General features: G+C 63.9%; 20 protein-coding genes. 8 read left to right on the forward strand and 12 right to left on the reverse strand.

Going from position 1 to position 25,904, the window contains the following annotated elements; translation table 11 throughout:
- The first annotated feature begins 9 nt into the window (after window positions 1–9).
- From xylB to IVB01_RS09010, 4 genes are all read left to right on the forward strand, one after another.
- Complete coding sequence (xylB, locus tag IVB01_RS08995; protein ID WP_247278157.1) at window positions 10–1,455, forward strand: xylulokinase; 1,446 nt, start codon at window positions 10–12, stop codon at window positions 1,453–1,455.
- Window positions 1,456–1,585: 130 nt separating this feature from the next.
- Window positions 1,586–3,109, forward strand: coding sequence for a sugar ABC transporter ATP-binding protein (locus IVB01_RS09000; protein WP_247278156.1), 1,524 nt, complete (start codon window positions 1,586–1,588; stop codon window positions 3,107–3,109).
- Window positions 3,102–4,136 (forward strand): ribose ABC transporter permease, encoded by a 1,035-nt coding sequence (locus IVB01_RS09005; protein WP_247278155.1) that lies wholly within the window; start codon window positions 3,102–3,104, stop codon window positions 4,134–4,136. Before IVB01_RS09000 ends, IVB01_RS09005 begins: the two co-directional genes overlap by 8 nt.
- A 121-nt stretch (window positions 4,137–4,257) precedes the next feature.
- On the forward strand, window positions 4,258–5,205 hold the full coding sequence (locus tag IVB01_RS09010; RefSeq protein WP_247278154.1) for an ABC transporter substrate-binding protein: 948 nt from the start codon (window positions 4,258–4,260) through the stop codon (window positions 5,203–5,205).
- Between the two features lie 76 nt (window positions 5,206–5,281).
- Here IVB01_RS09010 and IVB01_RS09015 read toward each other — a convergent pair whose 3' ends face one another.
- Window positions 5,282–6,817 (reverse strand): hypothetical protein, encoded by a 1,536-nt coding sequence (locus tag IVB01_RS09015; protein WP_247278153.1) that lies wholly within the window; start codon window positions 6,815–6,817, stop codon window positions 5,282–5,284.
- A 30-nt stretch (window positions 6,818–6,847) separates the two neighbouring features.
- Complete coding sequence (locus IVB01_RS09020) at window positions 6,848–8,023, reverse strand: glycosyltransferase family 4 protein (RefSeq protein ID WP_247494415.1); 1,176 nt, start codon at window positions 8,021–8,023, stop codon at window positions 6,848–6,850.
- A 284-nt stretch (window positions 8,024–8,307) separates the two neighbouring features.
- Here IVB01_RS09020 and IVB01_RS09025 point away from each other — a divergent pair, with 284 nt between their 5' ends.
- Entirely contained in the window at window positions 8,308–10,404 is a 2,097-nt protein-coding gene (locus IVB01_RS09025) for a GumC family protein (RefSeq protein WP_247494416.1), read from the forward strand.
- 44 nt (window positions 10,405–10,448) lie between these two features.
- Here IVB01_RS09025 and IVB01_RS09030 read toward each other — a convergent pair whose 3' ends face one another.
- Complete coding sequence (locus IVB01_RS09030) at window positions 10,449–11,795, reverse strand: polysaccharide biosynthesis C-terminal domain-containing protein (RefSeq protein WP_247278150.1); 1,347 nt, start codon at window positions 11,793–11,795, stop codon at window positions 10,449–10,451.
- 462 nt (window positions 11,796–12,257) lie between these two features.
- On the opposite strand from IVB01_RS09030, the gene IVB01_RS09035 reads away from it, so the two are divergent.
- Window positions 12,258–13,481, forward strand: a complete 1,224-nt coding sequence (locus IVB01_RS09035; protein ID WP_247415339.1) for an NAD(P)/FAD-dependent oxidoreductase — start codon at window positions 12,258–12,260, stop codon at window positions 13,479–13,481.
- A 29-nt stretch (window positions 13,482–13,510) separates the two neighbouring features.
- On the opposite strand, the gene IVB01_RS09040 is transcribed toward IVB01_RS09035, so the two are convergent.
- A complete protein-coding gene (locus IVB01_RS09040; protein WP_346015463.1) occupies window positions 13,511–14,647 on the reverse strand; it encodes a GNAT family N-acetyltransferase in 1,137 nt (378 codons plus the stop codon).
- Between the two features lie 228 nt (window positions 14,648–14,875).
- Between IVB01_RS09040 and IVB01_RS09045 the strand changes: the two genes are divergently transcribed.
- Window positions 14,876–16,186: an O-antigen ligase family protein gene (locus IVB01_RS09045; RefSeq protein ID WP_247278270.1), complete on the forward strand. Its 1,311-nt coding sequence runs from the start codon at window positions 14,876–14,878 to the stop codon at window positions 16,184–16,186.
- On the forward strand, window positions 16,183–17,208 hold the full coding sequence (locus IVB01_RS09050; protein WP_247278147.1) for a cellulase family glycosylhydrolase: 1,026 nt from the start codon (window positions 16,183–16,185) through the stop codon (window positions 17,206–17,208). Before IVB01_RS09045 ends, IVB01_RS09050 begins: the two co-directional genes overlap by 4 nt.
- A gap of 24 nt (window positions 17,209–17,232) precedes the next feature.
- Here the strand turns inward: IVB01_RS09050 and IVB01_RS09055 are convergent, their stop codons facing one another.
- The 8 genes from IVB01_RS09055 to IVB01_RS09090 form a co-directional block, all read right to left on the reverse strand.
- Window positions 17,233–17,859 carry an NAD(P)H-dependent oxidoreductase gene (locus tag IVB01_RS09055; protein ID WP_247278146.1) on the reverse strand — a complete coding sequence of 209 codons (627 nt, stop codon included), beginning with the start codon at window positions 17,857–17,859 and terminating at the stop codon, window positions 17,233–17,235.
- A gap of 6 nt (window positions 17,860–17,865) precedes the next feature.
- Window positions 17,866–19,440: an isochorismatase family protein gene (locus IVB01_RS09060; protein WP_247494417.1), complete on the reverse strand. Its 1,575-nt coding sequence runs from the start codon at window positions 19,438–19,440 to the stop codon at window positions 17,866–17,868.
- Window positions 19,441–19,513: 73 nt separating this feature from the next.
- The gene (locus IVB01_RS09065) at window positions 19,514–20,362 is read right to left on the reverse strand and encodes an MBL fold metallo-hydrolase (protein WP_247278144.1); all 849 of its coding nucleotides are present in this window, start codon (window positions 20,360–20,362) and stop codon (window positions 19,514–19,516) included.
- 31 nt (window positions 20,363–20,393) lie between these two features.
- Window positions 20,394–21,278 (reverse strand): amidohydrolase family protein, encoded by an 885-nt coding sequence (locus tag IVB01_RS09070; RefSeq protein ID WP_247278143.1) that lies wholly within the window; start codon window positions 21,276–21,278, stop codon window positions 20,394–20,396.
- Window positions 21,275–22,396: a VWA domain-containing protein gene (locus IVB01_RS09075; RefSeq protein ID WP_247278142.1), complete on the reverse strand. Its 1,122-nt coding sequence runs from the start codon at window positions 22,394–22,396 to the stop codon at window positions 21,275–21,277. The genes IVB01_RS09070 and IVB01_RS09075 overlap by 4 nt, the downstream gene beginning before the upstream one ends.
- Window positions 22,393–23,274, reverse strand: coding sequence for a MoxR family ATPase (locus IVB01_RS09080; protein ID WP_247278141.1), 882 nt, complete (start codon window positions 23,272–23,274; stop codon window positions 22,393–22,395). The genes IVB01_RS09075 and IVB01_RS09080 overlap by 4 nt, the downstream gene beginning before the upstream one ends.
- 10 nt (window positions 23,275–23,284) lie before the next feature.
- Window positions 23,285–24,307 carry a molybdopterin cofactor-binding domain-containing protein gene (locus tag IVB01_RS09085; RefSeq protein WP_091887626.1) on the reverse strand — a complete coding sequence of 341 codons (1,023 nt, stop codon included), beginning with the start codon at window positions 24,305–24,307 and terminating at the stop codon, window positions 23,285–23,287.
- Window positions 24,308–25,900, reverse strand: coding sequence for a molybdopterin cofactor-binding domain-containing protein (locus IVB01_RS09090; protein WP_247278140.1), 1,593 nt, complete (start codon window positions 25,898–25,900; stop codon window positions 24,308–24,310).
- Window positions 25,901–25,904: the final 4 nt, after the last annotated feature.

Here is a 25,904-nt window from a genome sequence, read left to right on the forward strand (position 1 = left end):
GACGCATTCATGTATCTCGGCATCGATCTCGGCACCTCGGCGGTCAAGACGGTTCTCGTCGACGCTGCGCAGCACGTGATTGCAAGCGAGAGCCGGCCGCTCGCGACCGTCTCGCCGCAATCCGGCTATTACGAGCAAGATCCCGCGCAGTGGATCGATGCGACCTTTGCCACGCTGGATGCTCTGAAGGCATCGCATGCCGACGCGCTGGCGGCGGTCGAAGGCATTGGGCTGTCCGGCCAGATGCATGGTGCCACGCTGCTCGATGCGAGCTTGAGGCCCTTGCGGCCCTGCATCCTCTGGAACGACGGGCGCTCGGGCGCTCAGTGCCGTATCCTGGAGCAGCGCTGGCCCGCCTTGCGTGCGACGACGGGCAACAAGGCGATGCCGGGATTCACCGCGCCGAAGCTGCTCTGGGTCGCGGCGCACGAGCCTGACATCTTTGCGGCGACCAGGCTCGTTCTGCTTCCGAAGGCCTATTTGCGCCTGGTGCTGAGCGGCGAGGCCATCGAAGACGTTTCGGATGCGTCGGGATCGCTGTGGCTCGACGCCGCGCGCCGGGACTGGTCGGACGCAGCACTGTCAGCGACCGGCCTGACGCGCGATCACATGCCACGCCTGGTCGAGGGATGCGCGCCCGCAACGCGCCTGCGCGGCGAGCTCGCGCGGCGCTGGGGCATGAGCCGGCAGCCGGTGATCGCGGGCGGAGCCGGCGACAATCCGGCCGGCGCCGTCGGCATCGGCGCGATCCGGCCGGGAAGCGCGTTCATATCGCTGGGAACCTCCGGTGCTCTCATGGCTCCGACCAGCAGCATCGCCGCCAATCCGGACCGCGCGGTGCATACATTCTGCCACGCCATTCCCGGCATGTGGATTCAGGCCGGCGCGATCCTCTCGGCCGCCTCTTGCCTCGCCTGGACCGCGCGCCTGTTCGGCGTCAGCGAGGCAGAGTTGCTGGCGCCGCTCGGAGTGCGCCCCCAGGCGCCATCGCCGGTGAGCTTCCTGCCTTATCTCGCAGGCGAGCGGACGCCGCACGACGATCCCGCCGTGCGCGGCATGCTGGATGGTCTGAGCCACGGCACCGAGCGCGGGACGATCGTGCAGGCGGTGCTCGAAGGCGTTGCCTTCGCGCTTGCCGATTGTCGCGACGCGCTCGCGGATGCCGGCATTGCGATTGCGGAAGCCGATGCCATTGGCGGTGGTTCACGGTCCCGGTTCTGGCTCTCGGTGCTGGCAAACGTGCTGAATGTTCCGCTCCATCGCTTTGCCGGAGGTGAGACCGGCGCCGCGTTCGGTGCGGCGAGATTGGGGCGACTTGCTGTCACCGGTGAGGCAATCGCCGCCGTCTGCACGCGGCCAGAGCGCATCGAGACGTTCGAGCCCGACGCTGAACTGGTCGCTGCTTATGCAGAGCGGCCTCCCGCATGGCGCGAACTGTATCGGCCGCGCCACTAGCATCGCTTCGATGTTGCATTCACGTCTGTTCGGTATTGCCCTGTGCTGCGACGTTTTGTTTAATGCGCGAACCGCGCTGACAAACCGATAGACACGCGGGTGGGAAACGCATTGTGCGCCGGGAGGCACGATGAACGATCCGATCCTCGAGATGCGCGGGGTCTCGAAATCCTTCTTTGGCATCAAGGCGCTGCGGGCCGTCGATCTCACCGTCTATGCCGGCGAAATTCACGCCCTGATGGGAGAGAACGGCGCCGGAAAGTCGACGCTGATGAAGATCCTGTCCGGCGCCTACAGGCCCGATCCCGGCGGCGAGATCCGCATCGAGGGCAGCCCGGTGCGGATCGAAGGCCCGCTCGGCGGCCGCGCGGCGGGCATCTCGATCATCTATCAGGAGCTGTCGCTCGCTCCCAATCTCAGTGTTGCCGAGAATATCTATTTGGGACGGGAGCTATCGCGATCAGGATTGCTGGCGCGCGGCGCCATGCGCGAGGGCGTCGGCCCGATCCTGAAACGACTGGGCGCGGACTTCCTGCCCTCGACGCTGGTGGCGCATCTCTCCATGGGCCAGCGGCAACTGGTCGAGGTCGCGCGTGCGCTGCATGCCAGATCGAAGATCCTGATCATGGACGAGCCGACCACCGCGTTGTCAGCCGGCGAGAGCGCGCGGCTGTTCGCGCTGATCCGCCAGCTTCGCGCCGAGGGGCTTGCCATCATCTACATCTCGCATCGCATGGACGAGGTTTACGCACTCGGCGATCGCGTCACCGTGCTCCGCGACGGCCGGCTGGTCGGCTCGCTCGACAAGCCTGAGATCCGCGCCGACACCATCGTCCGGTTGATGGTCGGGCGTGACGTCTCCTCGTTCTACAAGAAGGATCACGATCCGGAGGCGGGGCGGGGACATCCGGTACTCCGAGCGATCGACATGGCGGACGGCCAGCGCGTCAAGGGATGCTCGCTGACCGTGCACGCAGGTGAGGTCGTCGGGCTCGCGGGCCTGATCGGCGCCGGTCGCACCGAGCTCGCGCATCTCATCGTCGGCGCGGCACGCAAGTCCTCCGGCCGTATCGAGCTGGAGGGACATCCGATCGAGATCCGCACGCCGGGCGAGGCCCTTGAGGCTGGCATCGCCTATCTTACGGAAGACAGGAAGGCGCTCGGCCTGTTTCTCGACATGTCATGCCTGGACAACATCAATCTCGCCGTGCTCGCGCGCGATGCGAAGCTCGGCTGGTTTCTGGATCGCGACAAGGCGCGCGAGCGCGCCGAGCGGGCCTTCGCGGGGCTCAGCATCCGTGCCGCCAATGTCGCCGTCCCCGCCGGCGGCCTGTCCGGCGGTAACCAACAGAAGGTGCTGCTGTCGCGGCTTCTCGCTATTGCGCCGAAGGTTCTGATCCTCGACGAGCCGACGCGTGGCGTCGACGTCGGTGCCAAGTCCGAGATCTATTCGATCGTCGACAATCTGGCCAAGGCCGGCACCGCGATCCTCGTCATCTCATCCGATTTGCCCGAGATCATCGGCATCTGCGACCGCGTCATCGTGATGCGCGCCGGACACATCGCCGGTGAGATCAGGCGCGAAGCTGCGGCTCCCCTCAATCAGGAAGACATCATGGCGCTCGCGACAGGGACGGAGCAACTCGATGCATGACAGCTCGCCGAAAGCGGAAGCGGCTGCCGCTGCCGGCCTTGCGGCTGCGCAGGAGACGAAGCGTCAGCGCATAAGGATGCTGATCAGCGCGCTCGGCATGCTGCCAGTCCTGCTGATTCTCTGCATCGGCTTCCACCTGTTGTCCGAGGGCCGCTTCTTCACCGGACAGAATCTCGGCATCGTATTGCAGCAGGCCGCAGTGAATACCGTGCTCGCTGCGGGAATGACTTTTGTCATCCTCACGGGCGGCATCGACCTGTCGGTCGGCTCGATCCTGGCGGCCTCCGCGATGGCCGGATTGACGCTCTCCAAGCTGCCGCTTGGCATGCTGTGGCTGCCAGCCGCGCTGCTCACGGGCCTTGGCTTTGGCGTCGTCAATGGCGTGTTGATTGCGCTGCTTCGCCTGCCGCCTTTCATCGTCACGCTCGGCTCTCTCACCGCCGTACGCGGCCTGGCCCGATTACTCGGGGCCGACACCACCGTCTTCAATCCGTCCATTCCTTATGCCTTCATCGGCAACGGCTCGCTGACGCTCGTCCCCGGCGTCGCCTCGATCCCCTGGCTCTCGGTGATCGCCTTGCTCGTCATCCTCGCCTCGTGGCTGGTGCTGCGACGGACCGTGCTCGGCGTGCACATCTATGCGGTAGGCGGCAATGAAAGCGCGGCGCGGCTTGCCGGCATCAAGGTCTGGGCCGTGCTGATCTTCGTCTACGGCGTCTCCGGCCTTTTCGCCGGGCTCGGGGGCGCCATGCAGGCGGCGCGGCTCTATGCGGCCAATGGCCTCCAACTCGGCCAGTCTTACGAGCTCGACGCAATTACCGCCGTGATCCTTGGCGGCACCTCATTCGTCGGCGGCATCGGCTCGATCTGGGGTACGTTGGTCGGCGCGCTGATCATCGCCGTGCTGTCGAACGGCCTCATCCTCATCGGTGTCTCCGACATCTGGCAATATGTGATCAAGGGCCTGGTGATCATCGGCGCCGTGGCGCTGGACCGCTACCGGCTGCAGGGCTCTGCCAGAACGTGAAGGCTCCGCGAGAACTTGATGGGTTTGGCGCGCACCTGGAGTGCGCATGGCTTGATGAGAGATTCCGTTGCGGCAACTGGTCTGCCGTGCCGGAGATGAAGACAGACCAGGGAGGAAGCCAATGTTGAAGACGATCACGCTCGCCGGCGCCGCGGTGACGCTTGCCCTAAGCACCGCGCCATCCTTTGCCAAGGAGCTCAAGTCGATCGGCGTCTCGCTGGGATCGATGGGCAACCCGTTCTTCGTCGCGCTGTCGAAGGGCGCCGAGTTCGAGGCGAAGAAGACCAATCCCAACGTGAAGATCACGACCGTCGGCTTCGAATACGACCTCGGCAAGCAGGTCACTCAGATCGACAATTTCATCGCCGCCGGCGTCGACCTGATTCTGTTGAACCCCGGTGATCCCAAGGCGATCGGGCCGGCGATCAAGAAGGCGCAGGCCGCTGGCATCGTCGTCGTCGCGGTCGACACTGCGGCCGAAGGCGCCGACGCCACCGTGACCACGAACAACGTGCAGGCCGGCGAGATCTCCTGCCAGTACATCGTCGACAAACTGAAGGGCAAGGGCGACGTCATCATCGAGAACGGGCCGCAGGTCTCCGCGGTGATCGACCGTGTCGTCGGCTGCAAGAACGTGTTCGCGAAGAACCCGGGTATCAAGGTGTTGTCCAGCGACCAGGACGGCAAAGGCTCGCGAGAGGGCGGGCTCACCGTCGCGCAGGGTTATCTGACCCGCTTCCCCAAGATCGACGCCATCTTCGCCATCAATGATCCGCAGGCGATCGGCACCGACCTTGCAGCGCGCCAGCAAAACCGCAGCGGGATTGTCATCACGGCGGTCGACGGCGCACCTGATATCGAGGCCGCGCTGAAAGATCCGCAGTCGCCGCAGATCCAGGCGTCGGCTTCGCAGGATCCGTTCTTCATGGCGCGTCGGGCCGTGCAGGTTGGTGTCGGCATTCTCAATGGCCAGAAGCCGGCCTCGACCGTCGAGCTGTTGCCTTCGAAGCTCGTGACCAGGGACAATGTTGCCGAGTACAAGGGCTGGACGTCGGATCGTTCTCAGTAGAACGCCGCCCCTAGCCGGTGCGCTCGACACACGAGATGACGGGCGGCGTCTTGAGCGATGCCGTCTGCTAAGCGATTCAGTAAGCGGTGTGTGGATTGGCTCGCGGAGACAAGACGGCCGATGGAGATCTGCTCGTGAAGGCGCGGGTCTTCGGTTGAACGCGCGATCCGTCGATCACCTCGAGCCGGCCGCAGCGGTTCAGGGTGTGCAACTTCCGTCCGGGCCATGCCGGTCCGGGCTTGAGGGAATGGCGGACGATCTGCCCGAATGTCGTCGGCGACAATTCGACGATTTCCGCTAGTGCGAGCGCTGCACCGTAACCGTCCGTACAATTCTGGACGGGCCGCCACAATTTATCATCGATAGTGACGAAATTCCCCGCCGGTCGTGTGCTCGCACGATCGATCAGGACCGGATTGCTAGCATGGGGCAACCACGGACCCGAGAGGCGATCGGCGTAATAGATCGCCAGCGCATCCGAATAGCCGCCCGCGCCGTCGCGCCAGGCTCCAAACAGATAGTGCAGGCCGTTGTGCTGCGTGATCGTGACATCGGCGAGTTCGAGGCCGGAAAGCAGCGTCGCGTGACGCTCCCATTTGTCCGGAAAACGAACGCATTTGTACAGCGCGACGTCGCCGTGAACCGAGCTCTCCGGGATCATCCACAGCGCACCATCGTTCTCGATCAGGAACGGATAGGAGAGGTGCCAGGGCTCCTCCAGCACCGGTACGACTTCGCCGACCGGACCTGCGTCGTTGAACTCGATCGCGGAAATGATCCCCTTTCCAATCCGGTGATCGAGATCTTCGAAGAAGACGAATGTCCGTCCCTGCCATATGATGGGAAACGGATCGGCGTAGAAGCGATGGCCGGGATCGCAGAGGACATTCCAGCCTGGTCCGGACAGATTTCCGGTCTGCCAGACGCCTGCACCGTCATTGAAGCGCCATCCGATTTGCCAATGCGGGGCATAGCAGCAGAGCCGATAGATCTCCTTGGCGATCGACACGGCGAGGCCGCGCGCAACGTATGCCGCCGGCTGCCGGCCGGTGCCGTCTCCGGCGGGGCGCGCCAGCTGCGGCACGATGCGCGGCCGTCCCGACAGGATTGCCGCCACCATGGTCAGGGTTCGCGCCATGACGGTTTCGAGTGCGCCACTCAAGCCGGCCGCAATCTCTCCGGAGGGGTGACCGCGATCGAGCACTGCACCGTCGAGCTCGTTGACGATCTCGATCACCGGCAGGTCGCCGGCCAGAATGGCGGCGAGGGCGGCGTTTTCGCCGGCGACACCGTTGAAGAGAGGGCGCAGATACAGCCGGGCGGAACAATCGGGATCGCGCGCGGCGCCCGTAAAATCGACGATCACGTCGGCCGTCCCGGTGCGAGCCTGCATCCGTTCCGGGATGATCTTCAGCTTGCCGGCGCCGCTGTGCCGGCCTCTGTGCAACACCATGCGTTCGAGTTCGAACAGCGCGTCGAGGCCTGTGGGCCGTGCCTCCGTCGTTGCGGTCCAGGCGATTTGAAGCGGGACATCTCGGCCGTCGATCGACAGCGCGTCGCGGTCCATCCACCGCCGCGCATGCTCTCGTTCACAGCGAAACTCGATGATCATGTCGAGCCAATCTGTTCCCACACATTCCGGTCAGATGACCTGGCCGAGAATCCGAGCGTATTCCTCCACCATGGCATCTACCGAATAGCGCAGCCGCAGGCCTTTGGCGTTTTGTCGCAGTTCCTCGCTCAGTTGCTGGTCCGTCAGCAGCCTGGAGACGGCCGTCGACAGCTTCGCATGATCGGAGGCATCGACGAACAGCGCGGTAGGTTTTCCCTCGAAGGACAACACCTCACGTAACACGGGAAGATCGGTGACGACGGAGGGGACACCGGCGTTTGCGGCTTCGACCGCAGCCAGGCCGAAGGTTTCGGCCTGTGTCGGGAACACGAACACGTCCAGACAGGCGAGAAAATCCGCCATCTGACGCGGGGCGATTTCGCCGAGCAGATGCAGCCGGTCCGATACGTTCAATTCATCCGCCAACTGTCTCAGCCGGGCCTCGTCGGCTCCCTGTCCGGCCAGTGCAAGGTGCCAGGATGGTCGATCCGGCAACAGGCGTATCGCCGCATCAAGCCGCTTGTGCGGGTGCAGCCTCGCCGCGCAGCCAAGTAAGATGCGATCCGGCGGCAGACTGAATTTTTGTCGCGCAGCTTCCTTCGGCAGGGTAAGGGCCTTGTCGTCAAAGCCGTGCGGGACATGCACCATGCGTGACCGATAGGCCGCGGGGTAGCGCGAATATTCGCGCTGCATGTCCTTCGAATTGAGCGTGATGCGGTCGAAGAAGCCGAGACTGCCCATCACGACGTCGGCAGCGCGGACGGGCCAGCTCATCGAGAGCGCGGAAGAAACCTGATTGGCGATGACAGGCGCGCGGCAGACGAGGCGCGACACGCCGGCGCCGATCACGTTGCCAAAATGCTGAAAGGTCAGAACGGCGTCGGGTCGGCTGGTCCGGATATGGCGGCCGAGCGTCCACAGCATCCGCAGCAGGGCCAGGGGATTGCCCGGCCGGCTCGAGGCGCAATAGAACGTATTGGGCGGCTCGTCGAACGAATCCGACTGGCGGAAGAAGAACAGATTGGTGACTCGGTAGCCACGGGCGGTAAGGCCCGCACCGAGCAGCCTGGAGATCTCCTGCGCGCCGGCGTTTTCGGCCTGAGTCTGTACGAGAAGGACATGAAGCTTCGGCCCGCTGCCGTCGGACGGCATGAGTGCTGTCGCAGTCGTCTCGCCCAACTCCTTGTTTGGCTGGTAATGGAGCACGGATCCCGACCCGCTGAAGAAACGAAATTTTCACCCTTCTTGATCCCGTACCTACCATGCGAGCATCGCGCGGACACCGGCTAGCAACAAACGGAGTTAATGCGCTGCCTGCCGGAACGGCATCGTTTGCCAGAGAATTCTGGTGGTTTGCAAACGAAGTGAGCGACCGCGTTAACCAATTGGTGATGGTCGCGCGAGGGGCAGGTAACCGCGGATTAACCATAGATATTTACGGTGGAGCAGGCCACTGAACAGTGTTCGCCAGTTGAATCCGAGTAGAGTCCATGACGTTCGGTCGCCGCGCAGACCCGACAAGTTCCGGATCGACCGGCGTTGCCGCGTCTTGGAGCCAAAATTCGTCGGGCGTCGATGAGGCCGCCGGAGCCGCTGCACGCTTTGGCGGTATGTTCACTGCCGCCGGTGTGCTCGCCTTCCTTCGCGAAAACGCTCGGCGGATATTGACGCTCGCTCTTGCGATCTTCGCGCTTGGCGCCGTCGTTCTCCTGATGATTCCGGTGCGGTTCGCAGCGACCGCACTGGTCGTCGTCGATCCCCGCGAGCAACGCGTGACCACGGAGCAGGACGTTCTGCCGGGCATAGGGCAAGATAGCGCCGCGCTGCAAAGCCTGGTCGAAGTGGCGAAGTCCGACGGCTTTCTCGAGCCGCTGATCGAGCAGCTCAAGATTCGCGATGACGAAGACATTTCCGGCGGCTACACGGCCCCCGCGCGCCTGCTCGAGCGTTTCCGCAACCGTCTCGACATTTCCCGTCGCGGGCTGACCTATGTCATCGCCATCCGCTTCACCTCGAATCGGGCGGAGCGGGCTGCCTATTATGCCAACGCCATTGCCGAGGCGTTCGTCGCCAGACAGAGCCGCATCCGCACCGAGGCGACCGACGAGGCTGCCGACTGGCTCGGTGGCCGGCTCAAGACGTTGAGCGACCGGCTGAAGGCGTCGGAGGACGCCGTCGCCACATTCAAGCTCGAGCACCGTATCGTCAACGCCGGCAAGGACGCAACGACCCAGCAATTGCGGGTGACCGAGCTGTCGCAGCAGGTCGCCGCTGCCCGCGCGCGGACCGAGGAGGCCAAAGCCCGTTACGAGCAGGCGCAGCGTGACGCGAAGGCGAATGTCGAGGGTCCCGTCAAGCAGGACCTCCTGAGCGCGTTGCGCGCCCAGCGGTCGGCCCTCAATGATCAGATTGCGCAGAAGCGGGCGGTGCTCGGCGATCGCCATCCCGATCTCGTGATGTCGTACAGCCAGCTAAACGATTTGAACAGACAGATCGAGGTCGAGCGGACGAAAGGCATCGATACCGCGAAGTCGGAATATGAGGCTCAGCGCGATCAGCAGAAGGCTCTGGAAAGCCAGATGAAGGCGGCTGAATCGCAGCTCCTGGTCGACGGTCAGGCTCTGGTCCGGCTCCAGGAGCTACAGCGCGACGCCGAGGCCAACAGAAACATCTACGAGCAATTCCTCTCGCGGTCCAAGACGACGAATGAACAGCGCCTGTTGCAGAGTTCTCAGACCAAGGTCGCCTCGCCCGCCATTCCGCCGCTTCGCTCGACCCTTCCGCCGCTGTCTTTGCTGCTCGCCGCGCTGGCGATCGGATCGCTGCTGACATCGACGGCGGTCGTCGCGGCAACGGGACGCAGATCGAACAAACCCGTTCCGGACGTTCGCGCCCCCGATCCGGCTCCGCGCCAGCCCGGCGCGTGGTCGCGTCCGCCGGTGTGGGCCCGCGTTCCCGAACTCTTGCCCAGCGATGTCCCAAGAAACATCTGGCAAGGTCCGGTGTCCGCGACGAGTGAGCTCGATCTCGGTCCTCATCTGCGTCCGCTCATTGACAGGCTGGAGCAATTGCCTGGAAGCCGGGGTAGGGTTGCTCTCGTGATGTCGGTAGGGAAGCGGGCCGGCGGCAACACCGTCGCGCGCTCGCTCAATCGGTGGGCGCTGAACAGGGGAAAGCTGAGCGTCCTGATCCGGGTCGAGCCGGATCTCGGTGGTGCCGGGGCCAGCCTCGCCAAGGCGCCGGTGGATGGCGCAACCACCGCTGACGTTCGCAGCATCGATGCGCTTTTGAACGTCGGCAACGGACCTGAATCGTCGCCCGCGGACGATATTCGTTCGGAGTTCGATCTGATCGTGATCCATGCCACCTCTCTGGCCTTGCAGCCGGAGGCGGCGGCGCTGGCCGCTCACGCTGATCTCGTCATTCTGGTCGTCCGCGAAGACGCAATCGATTCAGCCGCAATGCGCAGGGTCACGGCCGCGCTCTCTCGCTTTGGCGGCGTGCCGACCGGGATCGTCGTCAATCGTGTGCCAGCAGACTCGTCGTCGGCTCAACGTCGGGGTGCAGCGCTCGGCCTGGCTGGTTGATCGTCGTCCGGCGTGTGCGCTGCCTGTCGCGATCGAACCGAAGCCTAATCGCCCGCGTCAGCGCCGCGGACTGCGTACGTGCCGCGTTTCGATCCGCCGAGGCGCAAGAGCACGAGAATTGAAGGATCGACCCCCGTTCGCCGGCGACAGAGGACGTTGAGCGCGATGGTCGCTAGCGCCAACGACACCGTGGCCGAGATCGCCGCGCCAAGCACGCCAAGCCAGGGAATCAGCACGAGAAATCCGACCACCCGCAACGCCACGTTCGCCGCAACGACGGGGACATAGATGCGCTCATGGCCGGTGAGCTGCAAGATCGCCGCGGATGGACCGCCCGCTGCCTGAAACGCCGTTCCGATCGCGAGCACGATAAGGACCCAGTGCTGCGCGGCGAAGTGAGGTCCGAACAGGTTGAGAAGATGGGGGCCGCCGATCCAGATCAGGAACAGCCCGCTGACCACACAAAGCGCGGTCACCTCCGCCATCAGCTGCAACGTCCGCTCGAATTCCTGATGGTTCTTGCTGAAGTACAGCGAGGGAAGCCGGCGCGCGCCGAAACTGTATAGCGCCGCCGACAGCATGGCGAAGATGTTGGCAAGGCGCGAGGCGGCGAAATAGATGCCGGCTGTCGCCGGATCCAGCATCCAGTACACCAGAATGACGTCGAAATACTGATTGGCGGCTTCCAGGACGGATGCGATCCAGAAATGAAGCGCGCTCGATCTCCAGCGAGACGGCTCGGACCGTGCCGCCGTACCGCGAAGATCCGGCAGAGCTCGCACAATCGAAACGACCTGCGCGACCAGGCCAACCGACATCGCGATCGTCATCACGGCGAACAATTCGGCGGGGTCGAGCCGCCGATGGTCGAACATGATTGCGAGCAGAAACAAGACGACACCGACCCGCCAGAAGAACTCTCTGTTTCCCTCGCCCATGAGGATGCTGACCAACGAGCGCGCAACCTGGCTGCCGAGCATCACCCCCGCATTAACGGCGGTGTAGGCGGACACGGCGAGGATCAGCAGCCACCAGTCGCCCTTCAAGCTCGCCGCAATCGACATTGCGGCGACCACAATCAGCATCGCGAGGGAGGAAATCTTCAGGCTGGACAGCAGCACTCCCTTGGTGAGATCGGGTCGATTTCCGACCTGATATTCGTTCAGAAAGCGCACCAGGAGCGATTCCTGGCCGACCAGGCCCACGACCGATGCGACCTGGGCAACCGAAAGCCAGGTCGCAAAGATACCGAAACCGTCGGGCGACATCGTTCGTGCCGCGAGCGAGAATACCGCAAACGCAAGCGCGCCGCTTCCAACCTTGAGGAGGATGGTCCCGACGACACCGCGCGTCACGTCGCGCCGCATGAGTTGGATGATGGATTCGATCATGGACGTTAAGGGGCAACTCTCCCCTGAAGAGATACGTGCCGATACCGGCGCCAGCCTAGCATGCCGAAAAACCGCGAGTGTTAATGAGCGGCTTCCAGGAGTTCGCCATACACGACGTCGCGGCCAAGTCGGTTGCTTCACTGTGGTACATCGCCGTCTCCATTGTCTCCAGATAGTGCAAGGCCCGGCTCGACCGGGGGGGCGGCAAAGGGCCAGATCGACCGCCGAGGACAGCACGGTCAGCCGTTCGAATGCGGAATGGCTCGCCGGAATGGCCGCGGATCTATCAAGGCGTGAACTCTGCAGAGCCTCCTGAGCAAGGTCCGTGCCGGGACATCGCAGGTCCAGATCTTCCTCCCGTCATTAACCTCGATCGCCGGAAATCATCGCGTTTGGCCCAGCGATGCGACATCAGGCGAGAAAGTTGCAAATGAAGCCACGTTAACCGTGAGAGCCCGGACCATGACGACCGATACAACCGTGACTGAGCCGATCGCCGCTGCGGCAAGCGCGTCGATCGCGACGGACATCGCGATCGTCGGCGGTGGCCTTGCGGGGTCGCTGGCGGCAGCCGTTCTTGCGCGGGCAGGGCATCGCGTTGCCCTGGTCGACAAGCGTGCGGTCTATCCGAACGAATTCCGGGTCGAAAAGATCGGCGGGCGACAGCTGGAGGCGTTCCGCAGGCTGGGCTTCATCCGTGGTCTCGAGAGCGCCGCCTGTCCATACGACCGCGTGCTCAATATCCGGGAAGGCAAGGTGGTCGATGTCAGCGTCGGCCAGGCTTACGGGCTTGCCTATGCCGATCTCGTCGCGATGGCGCGCAGCCAGTTACCTGATCCATCCAGCCTGATCGTCGACGAGGTCACTGCGATCAGCTGTAGCGACGAGCTCCAGCATCTCGAGCTCGCTTCCGGGCGGCGCGTCACTGCGCGCCTCATCGTTCTGGCCACGGGCATGGCAGGAGTTCTCGGCCACAAGCTCGGCATCAGGCGGCGCGTGCTGGCTGCGGGCCATTCGGTCTCGTTCGGCTTTACGATCGCCCGACGCGATGGCGCGCCGTTCGATTTCAACGCGCTGACCTGTTACGGCGAGCGCACAGGGGACGGCGTCGACTACCTCAGCCTGTTTCCCGTGCGCGCGGGTATGAGGGCGAATCTCTTCATGTTCCGCGACCCGGCCGATCCGATCATGCGCGATCTACGTCGCGAAACGGAAGCGACCGTTCTGCGCCTGCTGCCGGGATTGCAGACCTATCTCGGCGACTTCCGCGTGATTGACCGGATACAGAACTGGGTGATGGACCTCTCGGTCGTCGAGGGCCACCTTCAGCCCGGTGTCGTGCTCATTGGTGATGCGTTCCAGACCAACTGTCCCGCCGCCGGAACCGGCGTCGCGCGCCTGCTGGTGGACGTCGAGCGTCTTTGTACCGAATATGTGCCGCGGTGGCTGATGACTCCCGGCATGAACAGGGACAAGATCTCGGAATTCTATTCCGATCGCGACAAGGTCGCGGCAGACCAGCAGTCACTGAAGATGGCACGATTCCGCCAAGCCTTGACCTCGCGCGACGATATCGGCTGGGATGTGCGGCGGCGGCTGCACTTCCTGCGCCGCAGTATCACCCATCGGGTCGATCAAATGCGGCCAGGCTGGCTCGCGCATGTCCGCAGCGCGCTTCGCGCCTGAGCGCCCCGGCCGTTGGCGTCCCGCGCTCGTCAGCGTGTCGGGGTCGAGGTGCGAGTCGGCAGAAGCCTGAACTCCGACATCCGCTTGGCGGCCAGTTTGAGCCAAGGAGCCTGCTTCAGCGCGAACAACGCGACGGCGCCTGCGGTGCTGCCGGCCTTTGTGACCGCCCACATCGGCGATGGCTGCCCGCCGAACAGTTTTTTGTACGGCTCGTCACCTATGGTGAAGTCGAGCATCTGGTCCCCGCGCTCGATGCAATCCCTGGCCACCTGCTCGAACATCAGCGCGCCCAGCGACTGGCTCTTGTAGCCCGCAATGTCGAAGGCGCTCATGATGACGTGGAAGGTGTCGCGGTGGCACAATCCGAGCACGGCGGCGATCACCTCGCCGTCCATCTTCATGGCATAGAGCCGCACAAAGGAGCCGAGGCCGCGGAGGGCCACCTCGGAATAGAAGTCGAAATACTCAGGGCGCTGGAGCAGATCTCCGTCGCCTTGTGACTGAAACCGCGGCCCGCGAAATTTCTTCATGACCTCCAGCGCGTCGAGCATGGAGGCGCTATCGTTGCAGCACGAGAAGCTCAAGGCGCCCTTCTTCTGGAGCTGTCGATATTTCTTCGCGAGTTCCTTCTGATAGGAGCGATCCATCGCGCTGGCCCGCCATTGCTCGAACGGCGCGATGAGAACGGTCGCGTAGGCATTGGTGTCCATCGAGACGCGGCGGGGTGCAGCCAGGAGGTTCTCGATCGGAAGCCGTCCGTCGGGAAGCTTGGTCATGCGGAGCAGGTCGAAAGGGCGGAGGAGGCTCCGAAGCTCCGCGCATGCGCTCTCGTCCGCGAGCAGTTGAGAAAATGCTCCCGGGCTGCAAACCGGCGCCAGATAGTCGGAGACGCGGAGGTCGGCGAATTCGACGGTCCGTATCGGACCACGCCGGATCCGCAGCAGAGGCAGCACCATCGCAAGGGCGCGCGTCGTGCGATGGCGGACCACGACGATGAGACGCGTTGCCCCTGCATGAGATGCCAGCCTAGCATAGAGGCTGTGTAGCCACTGTGGATGCTGGAACGCGGTGGCGGCGGAGTTGTCAAACAACTCTGCGTATTCCGGACACAGAAAATCGAACGCCTGCTCGATGGCGATATCGAACGTGCTGCTGGATCTGTTCATGCGCAACCAAGAAAACCAGACAATTCGTGAAAATTCGATCGAGCTCGATCCGCGCTTTATAGCAGGGTCGTTACGGGCGAGACACCAGCGGGGTACGATTTGCATTAATGCGCCGCGCCGGGTCTCTTATCGTTATTAAATCCTTAAAGTTCGGCCTCCTGTGCGCTGGGAGTGGCGGAGCTCGACCGTGCTAGCAAATTATTAACCGTGCCTAGGGAAGGTCGGTTCATGGCCAGCCTGCAGACCGAGGTGGATTCCGGGACACTCGAGAGCGCGTTCTGGGAGACGCGCAGCGTTGGCGTTGAGAAGATTGCCAGAGCCGCGATCAGTTGTTCGATTACTATCAACGTGATTGCATCGATGGGCATCTTCAACGCCGCGCTCCTGCCGCCGGAGCTCACCTTTGTGCAGCAGACCGCGGCGCTTCTGATGTGGGGCGTCCTCATCTACGCAAGTGCATTCGTGCGCCCGCGCCTGCGTCTGCAGTTCAATCTCGATCTGATCGCGCTGCTCGCATTCTACACGTTCGCGGTGGCCTCCGTGTTCTGGTCGAGCCTGAGCGCGGCGGCGTTCATGAAAAGCGCGGCGCTTGCCATGACGACCTTCGGCGCGTTCTGTCTCATCACGCGCATCGAGATCGACGAGATTGTGAGGGCCACGGCCCTTGGGCTGGTGATATTGGTCGCCGCATCGGCTTTCTGTGCGCTTGCTGTCCCCGATATCGGGATAGACCAGACCTGGATGCATAGCGGTCAATGGCAGGGCGTCTATGAATCGAAGCAGACGCTCGGATTCGTCGGCGCGTATCTGATGTTTTTTGGCTGTTATCGTAAGATGAAGGGGCAGGGTTGGCCGACGTTCCTCTTCGTGTTCCTGCTGGCCTCGACCTGCGTCCTCGCGTCGGAATCGCGCGGTGCCGGCGCTGTTGCCCTGGCAGCCTGTGCGTTGCTCGTGACCTCGATGTGGTCGGTCGGCTGCATGAGGGTCTATGCGGTGCTGCCGTTCGTCATGTGTCTCCTGGCCGGAACTCTGTTTCTTTATTTTTACCTGACAGGCTATGACGCCATCCATGTCGGCGATGCGACGATCGATTTCACTGAACGAACCTTCATCTGGCACTACGCCATCAGCCATTTCGACGATGCGCCGCTGCTCGGCTTCGGGATCAACGGTTTTTGGACGGTGCCGTCGATCTACGATTATTTCGAACAAAACCACGGCTGGGTACTCGACAATTATCACAGCGGCTACATCGCGATCCTGATGGAAACCGGATTTCTGGGATACGTGCTTTTCGCAGCGAGTGTCCTTCTGTTCTCGAGCAAGATTCTCCATCTGATCTCGACCAGATCCATCGATCGTTCGCACTGTGCTCTCATCATCGGATTTGTCGTCCTGAGCTTCCAGACCAATTTCACGGAGACGACATTCCTCCGCTCGACCATGTTCACGTCGGTGTTGCTGGTGGCGTTCTTGTTCGCGACCTGCAGGCCTGTGCCACAGGCCGATTTGCAGTCCTTGCAAATGGACGCAAGATGACCGTCATGCGCGCTCGGTGGGCGGGGAGCGCCATGCTGGCAGCGACGGTGATATTCGTCGCATCGCTCTTCTCCGACGTTCGCGGAGCCGAGCGGGCCAATTCCCGCGACGTGCCGAAACTCGGGCGCGGCATCAATATTCTCGGCTACGATGGAATCTGGGAGGGCGGTCAGAACGCGCCCTTCCGCCTGGAGAATTTGACGGCAATCAAGAAGGCCGGATTTTCGCACGTCAGGATCAACTTCTTCGGCTTCAAGTTCATGGGTCCGGAGAATGTCCTGGATGAGATCGTCCTGAGGCGGCTCGACACCGTCATCGAGGAAGTCCTTGCGAGGGGCCTCATTCCTGTGCTCGACGAACACGATACCCACGTTTGTCAAAGCGACGTTGCCGGATGCACTGAGAAGCTGAAGTCGTTCTGGAGGCAGATATCCGAGCGCTATGCGGGGCAGTATCCCTCGCTCGTCTTCGAGGTCCTGAATGAACCTGGCGGGCTCATGACGTCCGCCAGCTGGAATTCACTGCTCAACGAGTGTCTCGCGATCATCCGCCGCACCAACCCCGAGCGGCCGGTCATTGCCGCCGTTCTCAACACGGATGATATTCCTGTCGACGAGCTGGCTCTGCCGGCCGAGGACAGGAAGCTCATTGTCACTTTTCACTACTACGCCCCCATACGGTTCACGCACCAGGGTGCACCATGGTCTGCAACTTTCTCGAAGATCGGTCCGCTGGCTTGGGGTACTCGGGATGACGAAGCAAAAGCCGCCGCCGATTTCAGGAAAATGAGTCTCTGGGCGGAGAGTGAGAGGCGCCCCCTTTATCTCGGGGAGTTCGGGGTGTACGAGCGTGCGCCGTCCGACAGTCGCTTGCGATACCTCTCCTTCGTGGCGAGAAACGCCGACAGGCTTGGCTGGTCATGGGCCTACTGGCAGTTCGACCATGATTTCGCGGCCTTCGACAGCGCGCGTCAGGCCTGGAAGCCGGGCATCCTGCGCGCCTTGATCCCGCCGCCGCATTGAAGCGGCGACGTGTTCGCAACGGCATCAGAAATGCGCAGCCAGGGCGCCGAGGCGCTTGAACGCCCGTTCACGGGCGGCCTCAATCGGTTGTGGGGGTCCCGTGGTCGGCCCGATCGGCACGAAACGGACATCGTTGATGCCAATGAAGCGCAGGATTTCCCGCACGTAGGGCGTTGCCATGTCGATGCGGCCGCGGTTCATGCCGGTGGAGAAATCGCTGCCGCTGGCGAGGATCACGAGCGTTGGCCGGTCCCTCAGCAGCGGAACGTATCCCTGGGACGGATCGAACCGAAAGGTAAGCCCGGGCTGGACGATGATGTCGATGAACTGCTTCAGCTTGTAGGGGATGCCGAAGTTCCACATCGGCGTCGAGATCAGCACGCGATCGGCGAGTGAAAAGCGCAGCGCGATGCGCTCGGCCTCGGTAAAACCGTCGCGTTGAGGATCGCTGAAGCGCTGGCCGTTCATGCGGGCGTATTTGGCCTCGAGGATGGGACCAGCGAACTCAGGCATCCGCTCGCGCCAGAGATCCATGAAGTCGATGTCCCAATCGGGATGGGTCTGACGAAAGCCGTCAATGAAGACCAGCGCGGCGGCACTCGATTCCGAGTCGGGGCGGGGCGAGCAGGACAGATGCAGGAGCTTCGGCACTGCGCGTCATCCCAGCGCCCTAATGACCGCCTCCGCCCTGGTCACCACCGCGACATTTTGCATGGCGAAGTTGATCGAGGCGTTGTGCCAATCCGCATTCATGGTCGAGCAGCAATCCTCGGGCACGATCATGAAGTAGCCCTTGTCGGCGCCGGTGCGCGCGGTGTGCTCGACCGACATATTGGTCCAGGCACCGGTATTGATTATCATGTCGCGGCCGGTGGCTTTCAGGATCGTCTCCAGCCGCGTGCCTTCCCACGCGCTCATGCGCATTTTCTCGACGACGAAGTCGCCCGGTCGCGGCTCGAGGCCGGACACGGGCGCCGCACCCCAGCTTCCGCGTACCATCGCCTTGCTGTCGACGAGGCCTTCGAACAGCGGCGCATTCAGCGTGACGCCGGGCGCGCCGGGTTCGACGATGAACCAGACATGGATGATGGCGACGCCGCGGGCGCGCGCGGTCTCGGCAAGACGGCGGACGTTGTCAACCACGTGCTGCTGCCGCGCATGACCGGGGGCGCCCGACTCGGTGAAGGCGCCGCCCTCCATGATGACGTCGTTCTGAAGGTCCTGGATGATCATCGCGCATCGCTGCGGATCGAGCCGCATCTCGCCCTCGGCGAGGATGGGCGAGGTTGGCGCGGAGCTTGGCGCCGTGCCGCCGCCGCTTCGCCGGCCGCTCATATAGGGCTCATGCCGCGGGCCGACCTTGGTCGGGATCGCGTACACCGAATGCGTCGCAGTCAGATACAGCATGCGGAAGTCCGGACCGCCCCAGGCGAGGTTAGCGACGAGCTCTGGCACCCGAACCTTGCCGAGCAGCTCACCGCGCGGCGAATAGACCCAGACGCCGCCGGGCGCGGTGACCCAGACATTGCCCTGCTGATCGCACTTCATGCCGTCGGGCAGACCTGGCTCGAGCTCGGAGCGGATGCCGCTCGCAAACACGCGCGCGTTCGACAGTGAACCGTCACTATCGACGTCAAAGACGCGGATCAGCGCCTGCACGGTGTCGTTGACATAGAGCAGCTTTTCGTCGGGCGAGAAGCACAGCCCGTTCGGCTGGTCGAACAGGTTGCGGTCGACGACGAGCTTCGGTTCGCCGCCGGGTACGAGGCGATAGACGCCCTGAAAGCCGAGCTGGCGTGGCCGCTCGACGCCATAGACCGGCATCCGACCATACCAGGGATCAGAGAAATAAATCGCGCCGGAAGAGTGTACGCAGACATCGTTCGGGCTGTTGAGTTCCTGGCCCTGGAAGTGTGAAGCCAGCACCTCTCGCCGCCCATCCGGCCGCTCGCGGACCAGCGACGACGTCGCGTGCTCGCAGACGATGAGGTTGAGCTCGGCATCATAGGTCATGCCGTTGCATTTGTTCGAGGGACGCTTGACCTCCACGACGCCGCGCCGCGCGTCCCAGCGCCGCCGCACGTCGCCCGGCATATCCGAGAACAGGAGGTAGTGATCGACCGGATGCCAGATCGGTCCTTCCGTGAACTCGAAGCCGGTGCCGACTTGCGCGACCGGCGCGTACGGGTCGATCAGGGTCTCGAAGTCGGAACGCAAGGTAACGTGGGTCATCGGTCGATCCTCCAGGACCATGGTCCGGAAAGTACGGCGCGGACTTCCGGCAAGATCATGCGCAGAAAGGGTCTCAGGCCGGGAACCAGTTGCGCTCGGGCAAGGACTGCACGATCGGGCCTGGGACCTGGTCGTGCAGCCGCCCGACGACATTGCCGCCTTCGATCTTGGCGGGGCGATCGTGCACGGGAAGGAGATAGCGCGAATTGCTGAGCAGCTTCTTGATCGCCGCCTTTTCCGCGCGCTTGCTGGTGCCGTGGTTGCCGGTGGTGCGCGGCTCCCAATCGTGGATCTCGTTGAAGGGCGTGACGATCTGGTCGTTGAAGTCGTAGATCACGTCGCCGCAGATGGTGGCAATGCCGTCGGCGGTGTGAACGATGATGTTCATCGATCCCTCGGTATGGGCGTTGGCGGCATCGCAATAGACGCCGGGCATCAACTCGATCGGGCCGGTGACCTCGAGATCCAGAAAGCGCAGCGCGCTCTTGGTGTGCAAGCGGTCGATCAGGTGCTTGATGTCGGGCGCTGGATATTGGGGATGCATCAGGCCGGAAACGGAATATTCGAGCTCCCTGCGGTTGAGGACGACTGTCGTGTTCATCGGAAATAGATCGTCCTTGCCGGCATGGTCGATGTGCAGATGAGTGTGGCAGACGAAGCGGACGTCGCCCATGCGCACACCATGGCGCGCAAGCTGATTCTCGATCATGTTCTCGTGGTATTGCAGCCCGCGCATGCCCAGCGTCTCCATGATCTGGTTGGAGCGATAGCCGGTATCGACCACGACCGGATATTTGCCGCCGAGGATCAGGAAGCCCAGGGTGAGAACGCGGCGCGTGCGGCCGCAGTCGCGGCCGAGCACCAGGAAGCTCGATTCCAGCTCGATATCGCCGTAGTCCAGGATCTTGATCTCCAGCGCCATTCGCGTCCCTCCTTGTATTGCTTCTTGTCTGTCAAAGCCGATAGACGCGCGTAGCGGTCGCCCGAAAGATCGCGTCCTGTTGTTCGGTGCTCAGCGGTGCGGCTGCCGCGCAAAACGCGTCGACGAGCTCGCGATAGCTGGTCCACAATTTCTCGATCGGGAAATTGGAGCCGAACAGGCAGCGCTCGGCACCGAAAATCGCAACGGTGTCGGCGAGAACGGCAGCGATGTGCGCGGGATCGTTGCGATGGATGAAGGTGCCGAGCCCGGAGAGCTTTGAGACTACGTTCGGGCAGGCCGCAAGCCGCGCCATGCCGGCGCGCCAGGCGGCGCGGCCTGCCGCCGAGAGGTCCTCCAGCATGCCGGCATGCTGGAGGATGAAAGTCACCTTTGGACAAGCGTCGGCCAGCTCCGCTGCCTCCGGCATCTGCGGCGTGAACACCTGCAGGTCGAAGCTCCAGCCATAGTCGGCGAGATGCGCGACGTTGCGGCGGATTATTGGATCTGCGCAGAGATCGGGGCGGGCTGCAAAGCGGTAGCGCGGGTTCTCGTGCCAATGCAGTTGCATGCGTACGCCGCGCACGAGCGGATAGCGCTTGAGACGATCGAGCTGGGGACGAACGTCCTCGACCGCGAAATTGGCGTAGGCGATGATCGCGTGCGGCCAGCCGTGTTCGTCGGCGGCCTGCTGCACCCAGGCGGCCTCGTCCTCGAAGCGGTCGTTGGCCCAGTTGGTCTGCACATAGACCGAGCGGGTGACGCTGGTGCCCTCGATGTCGTCGAGATATTCCTGGATCGGATAATCGCGCCGTATCGACTCGTAGGGGCCGAAGATTCGCGGCTGCATCGGACCGATCAGCCAGGGCAGGTCGGCCTGCCGCCAGATGTGATGATGGCCGTCGACAATATTGGTCACGCCGCTCTCCTTCGTCCCAACGCCAGAATGTGCGCGACGATCGACGCGCTCGAGCCGCCATCCACGAGATCATCGACGAAGCGCTCGATGGCAATGAGCGCTTCGGTCTGCGGGCGGAAGGCCGGGCTTGTGGCGAGCGGCGTCAGCCAGCTCAAGCGCCAGGACCGCCGCGATAGTTTCGCGACGGCGTCGCGAAGTGCGTCGCCTTCACCGCGCTCGAGTCCATCGGAGACGATCACCACAGCGGCGCCACGCGCATAGCCGCCGAACCGTGGCACGGCGAGGAAGGCTTGCAGCGCATCGCCAATGCGGGTGCCACCATCCCAGTCGCTGACGAGATGAGCGGCTGCGTTCAATGCCTGCTCGCGACGCTTCAGTCGTAAGGGGCGGGTGACCCGCGTCAGCCGCGTACCGAAGGTGAAGACCTCGACATTGGGTGCCGCCTGCACCAGCGCATGCGCGAGCTTCATGTTCTCCTCAGTGCGAGTCTTCATGGAGCCGGACACGTCGATCAGCAGCAATATCTTGCGTGACCGCTGCCGCCGCTTGAGGTGACCGAGCCGCAAGATCTCGCCGTCGCTGCGGACGGTGTCGCGCAAGGTGCGGCGGAGGTCGGCAAATGGTCCGCGGCGGGCGCGCATGCGCCGGTGGCCACGCCGTCGCGGCAGACGTCGCGACGCCTCGCGCGCCAGGCGGCGTAGCGCGTCCGTTGTCGAACTCACCCCAAAGCGGCGCTCGACCAGCGCCTCGCTTCGGGTCGCGGTGAGGCCGGACTCGCTCGCCTCGTCGGAGAGCAGGGGCTCCTCGTCGCCGCGGCCCTCTTCCTGGAGGCGAACCGTCTCGTCGTCCTCGCCCTCGTCATCGCGCGCAATCGTCTCGCTGCCGCGGAAGTGGAGATCGAACAGCCGGTCGAAGGTGGCACGACGATCGGGCGGCGGAGCTAGCGTCGCCAGTGCAGCTTGTCTGATATCCTCGATGCTATCAGGGCCGAGCAGCTCGATGGCCGCCAGGAACGTCGTGGTCTGCTCCGGCGCCACGGCAAAGCCATTCGCGCGCAGCAGCGGGACGAAGGCGACGAACACGCGCGCGGCGCGCGGGAGCTGCGGCTCGGTGCTCATGCGGTCGCCTCCGCGAGCATGGCGTCGAGCCGCGGCGAAATGAAATGCAGGTCTTCTTCGTCCTTCAGCGCCACGCCGATCGAGCGCTTGAACGCATCGGGCCAGCGCGCGCCGCCCTCGTGAAGGAGCGTCGCGGCCTCGGCCCAATCGACGGCCTCAGCGATGCCCGGTGCCTTGCTGAGCGGCTCGCGCCGCAGCCGTTCGACGGTCGCGACGACCGCGCGTGCCGTGGCCTCGGCGACGCTCGAGGCGCGCATCATGATGATGCGGGCTTCGCGCTCGGCGGTGGGATAGTCGATCCAGTGATAGACGCAGCGGCGGCGCAGCGCTTCGTGCAGGTCGCGTGTCCGGTTCGATGTCAGCACGACCACGGGTCGCTCCGCCGCGCGTACCGTGCCGCGCTCGGGGATCGAGATCTGGAAGTCGGAGAGGAATTCGAGCAGGAAGGCCTCGAACTCCTGATCGGCGCGATCGATTTCGTCAATCAGCAGAACGGTGGAATCGGGTGCGCGCAGCGCGGCCAGCATCGGCCGCTCGATCAGGAACGTCTCGCCATAGATGTCGATGCTCTCGTCGCCGGCCTGGCGGATCGCGAGCATCTGGCGCGGGTAGTTCCACTCATAGAGTGCGGCCGACGCGTCGATGCCCTCATAGCATTGCAGGCGGATGAGCCGGCGGCCGAGCACGGCAGCGATCGCCTTTGCAGCCTCCGTCTTGCCGACGCCGGGCGCTCCTTCCAGCAGCAGCGGCTTGCCGAGCGCGAGCCCGAGATAGGCGGCGGTGGCCAGTCCCTCGTCGGCGAGGTAATAGGCTGCGCGCAGCGCCTTCTCCAGCGCTTGTGGGCTGTCGATTCCGACGATGTTGCTGCGAACCGCCACGGCCAATCCTCTAGCGTCGCGCCTGCGGCCGTGCGCCGCCCTGGGCCTTGATCGCGCGCAGCACTTTCTCGGGCGTAATCGGGAGATCGTCGATGCGCACGCCGACCGCGTTGAAGATCGCATTCGCCACGGCCGGCAGCACCGGGTTGGCGCACATCTCGCCGGGACCCTTGGCGCCGAAGGGACCATCGGGAGCAGGGCGTTCCAGCACCGCGATATCGTGCGGGCAGATATCGCCGGGGCCGGGCATCAGATATTCGACGAAGTCGCGCGGGCCGTGAGCGGGGTCGGGATAGTAAGGCTCGGGCGTCTCGTAGAGCGCGTGGCTGACGCCCATCCAGGCGCCGCCTACGAGCTGCTGCTCGACCAGCCGCGGGTTGAGCGCGCGGCCGAGCTCATAGGCGGAGTCCATCCGGACCATCGCGACCTCACCGGTCTCGTCGTCGACCTCGACCTCGGCGACCAGGCAGGCATGGGCATAGCAGGTTGCCGGCGACATCTCTCCGGTTTCGGGGTCGACATCGGACAGCGGTACCAGGAATATTCCCCGGCCGGAGATGGTCTTGCCCTGCTTGAATTGCGCGGCGATCGCGACATCCTTGGTCGAGATCGAGCGATGCGGCGCGCCTTTGACATGGATGTTGCCGCGCCCGTCTGTCTCGAGGTCGGCGGCGTTGACCTCCAGCTCCTCGGCCGCAGCCTCCATCATCACGCCGCGGGCTTCGCGGGCTGCAGCCATCACGGCGTTACCGACGCGGTGAGTGCCGCGCGAGGCGAACGAACCCATGCAATGCGGGCCGGTGTCGGAATCCGCGGTGTCGACGTAGACGTCCTCGACCGGCACGCCCAGCGTCTCAGCGCAAATCTGCCGCGTCACCGATTTCATGCCCTGGCCGAGATCGATCGACGACAGCGCCACTGTGAACTTGCCGCTGGGATTGGAGTGAACCAGCGCCTGGCTGGGATCGCCGCCGAGGTTCATGCCGATGGGATAGTTGATCGACGCCATGCCGCGTCCGCGATGTCTGGTCATCTAGCGCCTCCTGGTCCCGAACACGGAAGAGAAGCGGGTGGCGCCGTGCGATGGTGCCGCCGGGCGGGGCGGAGGAGGCGGCGGTGTCGGCGGTGGCGGTTCGCGCGGCGGCTCTCTTGTCGCGGTCACGGGTGCGCGGTCATAGGTCGTGCGCTGCTGGGCGGGCGCGGCCGGCCGCGCGCGCACATCCGTCGGCGTCGGCGGAATCGCGGCGCGGCTGCCGCCACCATCCTTGCGCGAGGAGGCGCGCCTGAACTCGTCGCGGATCGGCCATTTGGCCTTTTCGGCGGCGACCTGAACGCATTCGATCAGCGCCGTGTTCTTGGCCTCGCGCCGATGCGCCTTCATGTCACCGTCGCGATAGGCGTTCAGAATCCGGAACTCCATTGGGTCCATGCCGACGAGGTTTGCGAGCTTGTCCATCTGGCATTCGATGGCAAAGTCCATCGCGGTGACGCCGAAGCCGCGCATGGCGGTCGCCGGCGTGCGATTGGTGAAGACGCAGTAGACGTCGCCATAAACGTTCGGGATGGTATAGGGGCCCGGCAAATGCGCGGCGCATTTCACCGCGGCGTAGCTAGAGAGCCGCGTATAGGCGCCGCTGTCGAAATAGGCACGGATCTTTCGGGCGACGATGCGGCCGTCGCGCATCACGCCGTCCTTGATGTAGATGCGCTCGGCGCCGCGCGGCGGGCCGTACTGCATCTCCTCCTCGCGACCGAACACGTAGCGCACGGGCCGTCCGGTCAGCATGGCGCCGAGGATCGCGAGCGGCTCGGTCAGGGTATCCACCTTGCCGCCAAAGCCGCCGCCGACCGTGCCACCGATGAAGTGGAAGGTGTTGGAAGGCACGTCCAAAATCTTGGCGCAGGTATCGACCGAGAAGAACAGCGCCTGGGTCGAGGTGTAGACGACGTAGCGGCCGTTGGTGTCGGGCGCGGCAATCGCGCCATTGGTCTCGGTCGGCGCGTGCTCGATCGGCGACATCTGGTAGCGCTGTTCGAGGACGTGGTCGGCGTTCGCGAGTGCCGCATCGGCATCGCCGAACCGCAGGCGCTGGTGATCGTAGACGTCGTGATAGATGAAGGCGTTCTTCGGATAGGTCTCGTTGACCACGGGCGCGCCCGGCTTGAGGGCATCCTCGACGTCGAACACGGTCGGTAGCGGCTCATAGTCGATCCGCACTTTTGCAATGGCCTCGAACGCCTCACGCTCGCTGTCGGCGACGATGGCGAGGATCGGCTCGCCCTTGTAGCGGACCTTGTCGACGGCCAGTGATGGCTCGTCGTCCTTGCCGAAATTGATCAGGCTCAGCAGCGTGTTGAGATTGACCGGCACGTCAGTGCCGCGAATGATCCGGCGCACGCCGGCTGAGCGTTCTGCGTCCGTGGTATCGATGCGGCGCAGCTTAGCATGGGCCTGAGTCGAGCGAACGACCTTCAAGTGCAGCATGCCCTGGAGCTTATGGTCGTTGAAATAGCTCGACGTCCCCGTGATGTGGCCGAGCATGTCCTGGCGCTGCGTGCCCTTGCCGATCTCCTTGAGATTGTCGTCGCGCTCGTCGGCGAAGATGTCCTTGCGTAGTTCCAGCATGATC

This window comes from Bradyrhizobium sp. 164 (assembly GCF_023073715.1).
GTDB lineage: Bacteria > Pseudomonadota > Alphaproteobacteria > Rhizobiales > Xanthobacteraceae > Bradyrhizobium.

Excerpts from the sequence above, each read along its gene's own strand:
- IVB01_RS09075 (WP_247278142.1), bottom strand. The coding sequence starts at position 22,396 with ATGAGCACCGAGCCGCAGCTCCCGCGCGCCGCGCGCGTGTTCGTCGCC.
- IVB01_RS09060 (WP_247494417.1), bottom strand. The coding sequence starts at position 19,440 with ATGACCCACGTTACCTTGCGTTCCGACTTCGAGACCCTGATCGACCCG.
- IVB01_RS09090 (WP_247278140.1), bottom strand. The coding sequence starts at position 25,900 with ATGCTGGAACTACGCAAGGACATCTTCGCCGACGAGCGCGACGACAAT.
- IVB01_RS09040 (WP_346015463.1), bottom strand. The coding sequence starts at position 14,647 with ATGAACAGATCCAGCAGCACGTTCGATATCGCCATCGAGCAGGCGTTC.
- IVB01_RS09025 (WP_247494416.1), top strand. The coding sequence starts at position 8,308 with ATGACGTTCGGTCGCCGCGCAGACCCGACAAGTTCCGGATCGACCGGC.
- IVB01_RS09000 (WP_247278156.1), top strand. The coding sequence starts at position 1,586 with ATGAACGATCCGATCCTCGAGATGCGCGGGGTCTCGAAATCCTTCTTT.
- IVB01_RS09010 (WP_247278154.1), top strand. The coding sequence starts at position 4,258 with ATGTTGAAGACGATCACGCTCGCCGGCGCCGCGGTGACGCTTGCCCTA.
- IVB01_RS09085 (WP_091887626.1), bottom strand. The coding sequence starts at position 24,307 with ATGACCAGACATCGCGGACGCGGCATGGCGTCGATCAACTATCCCATC.
- xylB (WP_247278157.1), top strand. The coding sequence starts at position 10 with ATGTATCTCGGCATCGATCTCGGCACCTCGGCGGTCAAGACGGTTCTC.
- IVB01_RS09005 (WP_247278155.1), top strand. The coding sequence starts at position 3,102 with ATGCATGACAGCTCGCCGAAAGCGGAAGCGGCTGCCGCTGCCGGCCTT.
- IVB01_RS09065 (WP_247278144.1), bottom strand. The coding sequence starts at position 20,362 with ATGGCGCTGGAGATCAAGATCCTGGACTACGGCGATATCGAGCTGGAA.
- IVB01_RS09030 (WP_247278150.1), bottom strand. The coding sequence starts at position 11,795 with ATGATCGAATCCATCATCCAACTCATGCGGCGCGACGTGACGCGCGGT.
- IVB01_RS09035 (WP_247415339.1), top strand. The coding sequence starts at position 12,258 with ATGACGACCGATACAACCGTGACTGAGCCGATCGCCGCTGCGGCAAGC.
- IVB01_RS09050 (WP_247278147.1), top strand. The coding sequence starts at position 16,183 with ATGACCGTCATGCGCGCTCGGTGGGCGGGGAGCGCCATGCTGGCAGCG.
- IVB01_RS09045 (WP_247278270.1), top strand. The coding sequence starts at position 14,876 with ATGGCCAGCCTGCAGACCGAGGTGGATTCCGGGACACTCGAGAGCGCG.
- IVB01_RS09015 (WP_247278153.1), bottom strand. The coding sequence starts at position 6,817 with ATGATCATCGAGTTTCGCTGTGAACGAGAGCATGCGCGGCGGTGGATG.